8 protein-coding genes are annotated in these 10,316 nt (G+C 69.0%); 2 read left to right on the top strand and 6 right to left on the bottom strand.

What is annotated here, in order from left to right; translation table 11 throughout:
- The coding region (locus ACZ4UU_RS44915) for an FtsX-like permease family protein (RefSeq protein WP_471909239.1) at positions 1-1,907 on the bottom strand (1,907 nt) is incomplete at its 3' end.
- Between the two features lie 98 nt (positions 1,908-2,005).
- On the bottom strand, positions 2,006-2,776 hold the full coding sequence (locus ACZ4UU_RS44920) for an ABC transporter ATP-binding protein (RefSeq protein ID WP_471909240.1): 771 nt from the start codon (positions 2,774-2,776) through the stop codon (positions 2,006-2,008).
- A gap of 567 nt (positions 2,777-3,343) precedes the next feature.
- Here ACZ4UU_RS44920 and ACZ4UU_RS44925 point away from each other — a divergent pair.
- A complete protein-coding gene (locus tag ACZ4UU_RS44925; protein ID WP_471909241.1) occupies positions 3,344-4,867 on the top strand; it encodes an alpha/beta hydrolase in 1,524 nt (507 codons plus the stop codon).
- Between the two features lie 570 nt (positions 4,868-5,437).
- On the opposite strand, the gene ACZ4UU_RS44930 is transcribed toward ACZ4UU_RS44925, so the two are convergent.
- Together ACZ4UU_RS44930 and ACZ4UU_RS44935 are read right to left on the bottom strand one after the other, a co-directional pair.
- Positions 5,438-6,082, bottom strand: coding sequence for an NAD(P)-dependent oxidoreductase (locus tag ACZ4UU_RS44930; RefSeq protein ID WP_471909242.1), 645 nt, complete (start codon positions 6,080-6,082; stop codon positions 5,438-5,440).
- Between the two features lie 25 nt (positions 6,083-6,107).
- A complete protein-coding gene (locus ACZ4UU_RS44935; RefSeq protein WP_471909243.1) occupies positions 6,108-6,890 on the bottom strand; it encodes an MBL fold metallo-hydrolase in 783 nt (260 codons plus the stop codon).
- Between the two features lie 140 nt (positions 6,891-7,030).
- On the opposite strand from ACZ4UU_RS44935, the gene ACZ4UU_RS44940 reads away from it, so the two are divergent.
- Complete coding sequence (locus ACZ4UU_RS44940; RefSeq protein WP_471909244.1) at positions 7,031-7,930, top strand: AraC family transcriptional regulator; 900 nt, start codon at positions 7,031-7,033, stop codon at positions 7,928-7,930.
- Positions 7,931-8,548: 618 nt separating this feature from the next.
- On the opposite strand, the gene ACZ4UU_RS44945 is transcribed toward ACZ4UU_RS44940, so the two are convergent.
- Together ACZ4UU_RS44945 and ACZ4UU_RS44950 are read right to left on the bottom strand one after the other, a co-directional pair.
- A complete protein-coding gene (locus ACZ4UU_RS44945; protein WP_471909245.1) occupies positions 8,549-8,776 on the bottom strand; it encodes a hypothetical protein in 228 nt (75 codons plus the stop codon).
- A gap of 183 nt (positions 8,777-8,959) precedes the next feature.
- Positions 8,960-9,919, bottom strand: coding sequence for an alpha/beta hydrolase fold domain-containing protein (locus ACZ4UU_RS44950; RefSeq protein WP_471909246.1), 960 nt, complete (start codon positions 9,917-9,919; stop codon positions 8,960-8,962).
- Between the last annotated feature and the right edge of the window lie 397 nt (positions 9,920-10,316).

Here is a 10,316-nt window from a genome sequence, read left to right on the forward strand (position 1 = left end):
AAGACGGCCCCGACGGTCAGCCTGCGGCTCTTGCCGGAGTCCCCGTACACCGCCGGCAGGCTGTCACCGACCTTCCAGCCGTGCGACCGCGCGAGGTTCTCGTCGACGGCGACCTGCCCCTTCGCGAGTGCGTCCTGCGAGCCGGAGACCACCGGGAGGTGGAGGGCCTTGTCGAAGTCCGCAGGGATGACGGCGGTGACGTCCTGCTGGCTGCCGTCGAGTTGCATCCACCCTTGCTGCTCCTGTGACACCGCCCTCACACCGGGGACCTTGCGCAGGGCGGCGACCGCCGAGGCGTCCAGGCGCACTCCGCCTGCCGTGACCAGGTAGTCGGCCTTGACGATGTCCGTGGTCATCCTGTCCATGGACTCACCGAGGGTGACACCGAGCACGGTCAGAGCGCTGACCAGGGTGAGTCCGATGGCCAGCGCGGAGGCGGTGGCGCCGGTGCGGCGGGGGCTGCGTACGGCGTTCCGGCCCGCGAGGGTGCCGGAGACTCCGAAGCCGCGCCGCAGCAGTGGCTGTACGACCGCGATCACCGGCCGGGACAGCAACGGGATCAGCACCAGCAGGCCCGTCACCGAGAGGAAGGCCCCGAACCCGACGATCCCCCCACCACTGGAGCTGCCGGCCCCTGTACCCGCGACGACGACCGCCGCGCCGAGCAGCGTGAGGATGCCGCCGAGCACGTTCCGTAGCACCAGGGATTTGGTGGTGGCGGGCAGGTGTGCGCTGCCGATGGCCGCGACCGGCGGGATCTTCGCGGCGCGACGGGCCGGCAGCCAGGCGGCCACCATGGTGACCAGGACACCGACGACAGCCGCGACCAGCACGGTCGTCGACGTGACGATCAGCGGCCCGTCCGGTGTCCCGCCGTCGAATTCGACCGTGGCACGGGCTACGGCGGCCAGGGCGGCGCCGAGCCCGAGCCCGGCGGCCGCGCCGACGGCGCCGACCACCATCGCCTCGATCAGCACAGACCGGGTGACCTGCCTGCGGGAGGCGCCGACCGCGCGGAGCAGAGCGAGTTCCCTGGTGCGCTGGGCGGCCAGCATGGTGAAGGTGTTGGCGATCAGGAAGACGCTGACAAAGAGCGCGACGCCGGCGAAGGCGAACAGGATGCCATTGAGTGTCATCGCGTCTCCCGCCACCAGCTGGACCTCTTCGGCGGTGAGTTGCCGACTGGTCTTGGCCTTCGCGGAGTGAGGGAGCACCTTGCTGATGGCGACGGCGAGTTCGGTGCTCGATACGCCGGGGGCGGCGGTGACGGTGACCTTCTCGAAGAAGCCCGGCTGGAGGAAGAGGCGCTGCGCGGACGGTGTGTCGAACAGCACCAGGCTGCCGCCTGCGGCCACTTGCTCGTTCTCGGTGGTGAAGATGCCGGAGAGTTCGTACGTCTTCGCCGGACCCGTGAGAGCGACGGGCACTGTGTCGCCGACGTGGTAGCCACCCTTGTCTGCGGTGTCCTTGTCGAGCGCGATCCGTCCGGCCCGGGTGGGGCCGCTGCCGTCGGTGAAGACGTAGAGCGGGTCCTTGCCGTTCTTGCCCGGCGCGAAGTTGGCGGCCTCGTTGAACAGGCCGTCTGCGATGAGCCCGCCGTCCCTGTCGGCGACGTAGGCGCTCCCGTCGACGCGTCCGACGGCGTCGGCGACGCCGTCAAGTCGGGCGACCGCGTCGAGCGTTTTCCGGCTGATGCCGGAGGATTCGCCGGTGTATTCGGTGTTCTCGTCGACCTGGACGTCCACGTGGGCGTAGCTCTTGGCCGTCTGGCTGTCGGAGGCGTTCTTGTAGGTGTCGGTGAAGATCAGGGTGCCGGAGACGAACGCGACGCCGAGCATGACGGCGAGCACGGTCATCAGCAGTCTGGCCTTGTGCGCGAGGACGTTGCGCAGGGCTGTGCGGAACATGATGGTCTGGTCCCGGTGAGGTGAGGGCAGAGGAGGACGGGGTCGATCAGGGGGTGCGTGTCGGTCCGTACGGCTCGGTGCGAGCCGGCTCGAACGGCTCAGCTCGTACGGAACTTGGTGTCGAAGGACTTCATGAGATCGAGGACCCCGTCCGCGGTGGGCTCGTACATCTCCTCGACGATCCGCCCGTCGGCGAGGAAGACGACCCGGTCCGCGTAGGAGGCGGCGACTGGATCATGGGTGACCATGACGACGGTCTGGCCCAACTCCCTTACGGAGTTACGCAGGAACCCGAGGACCTCGGCACCCGCACGCGAGTCCAGGTTCCCGGTCGGCTCGTCCCCGAAGACGATCTCGGGCTTGGAGGCGAGGGCCCGGGCGACGGCGACCCGCTGCTGCTGACCGCCGGAGAGCTGGGCGGGACGATGGCTGAGTCTGTCAGACAGACCGACCATTCGGATGACGGTGTCCAGCCACTCCTGGTCGGGCGTCCGGCCCGCGATGTCCATCGGCAGTGTGATGTTCTCCAGCGCGGTGAGGGTCGGCAGCAGGTTGAACGCCTGGAAGATGAAGCCGACCCTGTCCCGGCGTAGTTTGGTGAGCTGCCTATCCGTCAGGGACCCCAACTCGATGTCACCCACGCGGACTGAGCCGGAGGAGAACGAGTCCAGCCCGGCCACGCAGTGCATCAGCGTGGACTTGCCGGACCCGGAGGGTCCCATGATCGCGGTGAACTGGGACTGTCCGAAGCCGACACTGACCTGGTTGAGAGCCACCACCTTGGTGTCGCCCTCTCCGTAGACCTTGGAGAGCTTGGTGGCGCGGGCGGCCACAGCGGGCGTGTGGGAAACGGGCGGCAGGGTGGTCACGAGGTCATGCTCCGATCGAAGAAGATAACGGGGGGAGAGCCGGGAGCGGGTCCAGATCTGTGCCCGGCCGGGAACTCCTTCATCGTCGGGTTCGCAGCGGCCCCCTCGGATCAGCCGAAATACCGACTACCTGAGGCTGATACCCGGGCCCGGCTCTGTCAGCTTGAGGTATGGCGGCGCGTCAACTTTGAGGCTGACGGCCTGGAAGAACCGCCTGCGAGACGCAGGCTGCCGTGGACTCCGCGCCCCCTCGTGACAGCGCGACGCACCTCCTGCCGACAAGACCCGCCCATCGCCGTCTCGGTCGGTGCATGGCCCAGGGAGAGCGATGGTCCACCCGCATGATCAGCACAGTCACCGCGCACAGGTGAGATGTGCCGTGGTCTCGGGAGCGGCACTCGTCGGTGGGCCCGGGCGGTCGAGGTTGCGACTCCATGGCCGGCGACCAGCGATGACGGCCCATGCGTGCTCCAACTGCCTTTCGGCCGAGGGTCCACCGCGATCGCCTTCGTTTTCTGGCCGTTCGGCCGAGGCGGGCCGGTTGGATGGGGAAGCAGAGTCCTTGTCATGCCTACCGCACGCAAGGCCGCCCTCGTCGCGGCCGGACTGACCGTCAGCCTGTGTATTCCCACCGCCCAGGCGACAGCCGCCGGAGCCGACCGTTCCCCCGCCCCCGCCCTCGACCGTTACTACGACCAGCGCCCCGCCTGGCACCGCTGCGGCGCCGCCGAGGAGTACCCCGCCGACCTGCGGTGCGCGACCCTCAAAGTGCCGCTCGACTACACGCGGCCCGCCGGACCCACACTGCGTATGGAGATCTCCCGGCTGCGCACCAGCGTCCCCGGCAAGCGGCGTGGCGTGCTGCTGTCCAACCCGGGAGGGCCGGGGGCCGCAGGGCTGGGCAATCCCTCGGCGTACACGGAGGTCATGCCCAAGAGCGTCCGGGACCGGTACGACCTCGTGGGCTTCGATCCGCGCGGTACGGGCGCCAGCAGCCCCCTGAACTGCGGCCTCACCAAGAACGAACTGAACTGGCCGCGCGCGTACCGGCCGGCGTCCTTTGGTCAGAACATCGATTTCGCCCGTGGCTTTGCCGCGAAGTGCGCCGCCCGGGACCGCGCCCGGCTGCCGTATCTCACCACCCGTAACACCGCACGGGACATGGATGTCATCCGTGCCTTCCTGGGTGAGAAGCGGATCTCGTACATGGGTGTGTCCTACGGCACCTACCTCGGCGCCGTCTACACCCAGATGTTCCCGGCCCGCAGCGACCGCGTCGTCCTGGACAGTTCGGTGGACCCGAACCGCTTTGGCCGGGGCACCTACCAGGCCATGGCCGAGGGCGTCGAGCCGGCGTTCCGGGACTGGACCCGGCTGGTCGCCCGCCGGGACAGCACCTACCACCTCGGTGACACCCCCGCGAAGGTTCGCGCCGCGTTCTTCCGGCTGGTCGCCCGCGCCGACCGCACGCCGCTCAAGTACAACGGCAGCGACCCCGATTTCGAGGACCGGGCCGTCACCGGTGCCGACATCCGCGAGTCGCTGCGACCGATGTTCTTCTACGACCCCCACCAGGCCGCACGCGATGTCGTCAGCCTCCGCAAGGCCCGCGCGACCCGCCCGGATCCCCGGCCCTCCGACGAACCCGCGGACCCCTCCGAAGCCAACTTCGAGGCGCTCCACTGGGCGGTCGTCTGCGCCGACAACTCCGCGTCATGGCCCCGCGACCCATCCCGATACCGCCGCGACGCCATCCGCGACGGTGCTCGCCTCCCCCTCTACGGGGACTTCACCTCCAACATCACACCGTGCGCCTTCTGGCCGCGCGGCGCCGAACCGGCCACACGTGTCGACAACAAGGTGGGCGCGCTCATCCTGCAGAACCAGTGGGACTCCCAGACACCGGCGGCGAGCGGCCTGGCCATGCACCGCGCCCTGCGCGGCTCACGATTCCTCGAGGTCCGGGGCGGACGGGACCACGGTGTGTACGGCATCCCGGCCACCCCCGCGTGCGCCACCAACACGGTCAACACCTACCTGATCACAGGCCGCCTGCCCAGCGACGACATCACCTGCCGTATCCGGCCGTGAGGAACAGGCACTGCGGCCCGCGCCGTTTCGGCGCAGGAGCGGGAACCGCGGATCGCTCTGGATGACGTAGGAGCTTGGCCGTACGCAGGAACGGCCGCCAGGCTCAGGACGCGGCGACGGCCATCGATCGCCGCGCGGCACCGGGGGCCTGTCTCCGAGCAGCGGTCCACGACAAGGCGCGTGCGGTCGAAGCGGCCGACGAGCCGGTCCGGGAAGAGGCACTTCGACGCCGCGGGTCGAGGTGAGCACCGTGAAATGTATCCGGCCCCCGGTGTGATCGCGGATATCGCGCTCACACCGGGGGCACGGAGACCGCCGGGGGCCGGAACCCGGATCGGAACGGCGAACGCGGCACGGATCTGCTCCCGGCGCACGGCCGGGTCGTACTCGTGGCTGATACCGCCACCAGGGAGCCCATGACCGCGTCCACGCCTGTGACGCGCCGCATGTCGTGCAGGAGCGTGGTGAACCGTGCTGCTCGCGCCGCTGTCAGGACAGTCATGTGATGGGCCCAGGGTCCGGTGCTGGTAGGAGGCTTCAGTCACCACGGAGGCATGGTGACTGCGAGGGTCAGTGACCGACGGTGAAGCGCCGGTTGAGGTGCCGGGGGGTTTCGAGTTCGTCGAGGAGAGCGACCGCGTAGTCCTCGTAGGAGATGCGGGCCTCCCCGTCGTCGCCTACGACCGGGTGGTCGAGGCCGGTGCGGTAGCTGCCGGTGCGCTCACCGGGGGCGAAGTGCACCGGGGGAGGCGAGACATACGTCCAGGTGACGTCCGCGCCGAGCGTCCGGTAGGCGTCGAGGGCCTCGATCTGCCCGATGGCGTACGGCTTGAACTCCTCGGGGAACCGGGGGGAGTCGAAGTAGCGCACCTCGTCCTCGTTCAGCAGGCTGGCCCCGCCGCCCATGTGCACGATACGCGGGCCCTTGGAGCCCAGGGCGCGAACGGCTGCGGCGACGGTGGACACCGCCTCGGTGTACAGGCGCGCGTCAGGGCCGCCGACGGTCAGCACCAGCGCGTCGGCCTCTACGGCCAGGGCGCCGACCGTCTCGGCGTCGGTGACATCGCCCACCACCGAACGCACACCCTCGGGGAGACGGCAGAGCCGGGCGACGTCGCGGGCGACGGCGGTGACCTCATGACCGCGCGCTGCTGCCTCGGAGACGACACGGGAGCCCGCCTTCCCGGCGGCTCCGAAGACGACGATCCTGCTCATTTCCCGATCTCCTCGTGGTATGGGTTCAGACACTCTGCGACCCGAAGAGGTACTGGTTGCCGATGTCGATCAAAAAGGGGCCACCGTAGGAGGGGTAGCGCTCCAGGATCGCCTTCTTGTACGCCGCGCCGTCGTCGCCGAGCAGCTCGCGCGCGGCGGCGAGGTAGCTGCGCAGTTCGGAGTACACCTCCGGGCCGGTGGGCAGGCCGTGGCCGGCCAGAATCGTGTCGTACGACGTGTCGGCGGCCAGGGTGCCCACGGCCCTCTGCCAGCCGTCGATGTCGTTGTTGCCGAGGAACAGGTGGGTGTCGCGGTACACAAGGTCCTGTGCGATCAGCACCCTTTGCTCGGGCAGCTTGATCACCAGCTCGTCCGCGGCTTCCCCGCCCGAGACGGCGTCGAAGACGAAGGGCACCCCGTCGATGACCTCGGTGCCGGGGGTGATCTCGACGGTCGGGGTGACGTCGGCGACCGGGATGAGCGTGCCGGTCGGGTCCTGGCCGTCGCCCTGCGCGGCGATCTGGTCGCGGACGGCGGGCAGCGCATGCACGGCGACGCCGAAGCGGGCAGCGCCGTGGAAGTGGTCGGGGTGGGCATGGGTGATGACCAGCCGGTCGATCGGCTTGCCCAGGCCCTGTGCGTAGGCGACCACCTCGTCGGCGTAGGCCAGCGCGTACTGGGCGTCGACCGCGATGACCCGGGCCGGCGTTTCGATCAGCTGGGTGGTGACATTCAGACTGTCGTCGGGGGCCATGTAGCTGTGGACGCGGACCGCGCCCTTGTCGACGATGGTGATCGTGCCGTACATGAGGTCACTTCCTACTTGGGCGGATAGCCTCCGTCAGGCCGTCCCGGCATCTCCCACTTTCACTCTCCGCAAGCGGGAAGGCGAGATACGCTGGAGACTCTTCCTGGTCAGAAACGGACATCAGCGAGGTCACCGTGCCGATGCACGAGTCCGCCGACAGCACCCGGACGGACAGCGAACCGATTCCCGGGTTCGGTTTCAACCCGCCGGCCGCGCCGGTCTCCGGCTTCGAGGCCACTGACCTGGCCGCCCTGCACGGCCGCGTGCCGGACGCCTCCCTGCAGCGCGTCCACCGCGTCGACTTCCACACCGTCACCCTGGTCACCGAGGGCAACGGCGAGCACACCGTCGACTTCGTCACCTACCCCTGCCTCCCCGGTACGCTGCTGTGGATCCGCCCCGGCCAGGTCCAGCGCTTCGGCAAGCCCGGCACGATGAACGGCCCGCACCTGCTGTTCACCCCGACCTTCCCTGCCCACTTCGCGAACACCGCCCGCCTCCTCGACGACTGGCACGGACCCGTCTGCCGGCAACTCGGCACCGACCGCGACTACGACACCGTCTCCATGCTGTTGAGCCAGCTGCGCGCCGAGTTCACCCGCCAGGCCAGCACGGTCTCCCCGGAGATCCTCCAACTCCAGCTCGCGGCCCTGCTCCTGCACATCGACCGATTGCCACGGCACGGCGCGCACACCGACCCGCCCGCCGACGGCGGCATCTACGCCCGCTTCCGCGCCGAGCTCGAACGCTCCTACGCCACCACCCGCCGTGCCGAGGACTACGCCCACCGCCTCGGATACACCGTCAAGACCCTCACCCGCGCTTGCCTGGCCGCCACCGGACAGCCCGTCAAACAGGTCATCGACACCCGCGTCGCCCTGCAGGCCCAGCGGCTGCTCGCCCACACCGACGAACCCGTCGCTGTCATCGCCCGGCGCCTCGGCTTCTCCGAACCCACCAACTTCGGCAAGTTCTTCACCCGCCACACCGGCACCACACCCGGCGACTTCCGCCGTGCCCACCGGCCGCCAACGGAGTGACCGACGCCAAGTCCGTTTCTGACTACGATGGGCACCGCAGGCATGGAGCCCCGGCCCGTCCGGACCTACACCCGTCCCGACGTCAATGCCCCCGGATCAGCGGACACTTCAATGCGCGCTGCTGCGCAGCCGCCGCGCGACGCAGTCGCGCGCCCTGCCGTTCCTGCACTGCTGAGCGGCAGCCGTCGCACCTGCGGCAGGAGTACCCGCCGACGGGATCCGCCGCGCCCACGGCGCGGGGTTGGTGCGGGCTATCCGCACGGGTCGGGTCTGGCCAAGCGCCCGGCTCTGCCTACGGGACGGGCAGGCCGTCCCGGTACACGACCGCGATGCCAGGGTGACCGGACATCCAGGACGCCAACGTGGCAATCTCGCGGCCGGGCAGCATCGCGACGGCGTCCGCTGGACTCGGGATCCGTGATGATCGTGGCGCAACGATGGTGGCGCACCGGACTTCCTCCACTGCGCTTCGCGCAACTCGTGACCGACTAAATCGAACACCGGGTTAGCCAGGCGGTGGCGAGTCGCGTTATTGCGCCTTCAGTTACCTGACGATCCGGCCAACGATCGCGGTCGTAGGGAGCTGGGGCGGGAGCGCCGACGCCACTACTTCTGGTACTACCCGGGCAAGGGCTCCACGGGCGTCCAGGTCACCACGCCGGTGACCAACTCGGACGGTTCGATGAAGGGCAAGTGGTACTGGGCTCGCGCCGGTCCCGCGTTCGCCGCCAGGGGCAGCGTCGCTACCGCGACCACGGCGAAGCCTTGGGGTTGGACACCGTGATGGATCAGCCTCTGCCCGAGCCTGTCGACCTTCCGGCGCAGGTAGCTGATGTAGGTGGCCACTACCGTGGGTCACCGTTGAAGTCGTACGCCCACATGTTCCAGGAGCTGGGCATGGGTGATCACGCGCGGGAGGCGGAATTCAGTTCTGGGTGTTGAGGCTCAGATCGACAACCGCGAGCGTGGGGTCGTCCGGGCGATGCCGATGCCGCGTGCGGTACCTGCGTCAGTGAACCTACCGGCGTGTCACAAGGAATCCCGCACGGTTGCCTTTCGCAACGCGTCTGCCAGGAACTCGAGCGACTCCTCGATTTCCGGAAGCTCAGGCAGGTTGTTGAGGTGGCCGTGCACCATGCCGTGGGCGAGTTGAGAGGTGACGGGCACACCGACTTCACGTAGTTGTCGTTCGAGCAGTTCGGCGGAAGGGCGCAGGTCGTCGTACTCGGAGACCACGATGTACGTGGGCGGCAGATTCGTCAGTAGTGCCGCTCCGGGCAGGGCATCGGCCGGCAGGTCGCTGATCCTTCCCACGTAGTTCCTGACCATGGCCTCCACGGCTGCCGGCGTGCAGCGCAGGGGCAGCGCCGTCATCTCCGCGGCTACCGCCTCCTCAAGGGCCGGGTTGGGAAAATGGGCGAAGGGATAGGCGAGAATAAGGGCGTCGGCCGTCCGGGGGCCGTGGTCATGGGCGCGCAACGCCGTGGCGACGGCCAGTGCGGCTCCCGCGCTGGCACCACCAATGGCGATCGGCAGGCTCGTGGGGTGGATCGGAAGGTCGCCCCGGCAGAGAGCGGACCAGGCGGCGTGGACATCGTCGATGGGCACGGGGTATCGGACGCCGTCCCGCGCCAGACGGTAGTCCACCGATACGACGAATGCGTCCGCCCGGCGCGCCAGTTCGCCGCACACCACGTGCCCCTCAGGCATGTCGAGGTCGCCCGACTGAAATCCTCCACCGTGCGCCCAGACCAGGACACTTGAGAACTCACCTATGGGCCGGTATGTGCGTACCGGTATGGGACCGTGCGCGCCCGGGACCTGGTATTCCTCCACCAGGACCCCCGAGGAGTCCCACTCCGCGGACTTGCGCGCCTGCTCCCGACTATGGTTCTGGATCGCGGCTTCCAGATCCGCTTGGCTCAGACCGAGCGAGAGCGTCTCCCGCATCCTGTCGAACTGTTCATTGAAAAAGGGGTGCACTGGCACGGATGCCTCCAGGCATGGGAGCAGGGCTGTGGAGGGATGAGAGTCAGGACCGCGGTGCGGCGGTGTCGGTGGCTCGTGGGCGATCATCTGTCGGCTGACTGCGGCCTCGGCCACTGCGGGATCCGTGCCCCGGATCGGCCTGGCCGGCCCGGAGGGCGCCGAACTCAGGCAAAATCTGCGGAACGATGCCGAAGCTCACCCAAGAGCTGGGCGGTGCGTCGGCGACTGGGATGGCCGCCGTCGCGAGTCCCATGGTCACCGTTGCGAGCGCCGCGACGCTGTCAACGGGTCCGCCCGGACCTGCCCGGTCACCTCACGGATTGGTGAGGACCGGGATGATCTTCGTTGCACAGAGCTCGGAGAGCCAGTGCGCGCTCAGCTTCGGAATGCGTTCCTG

This window comes from Streptomyces sp. NPDC028907 (assembly GCF_055564995.1).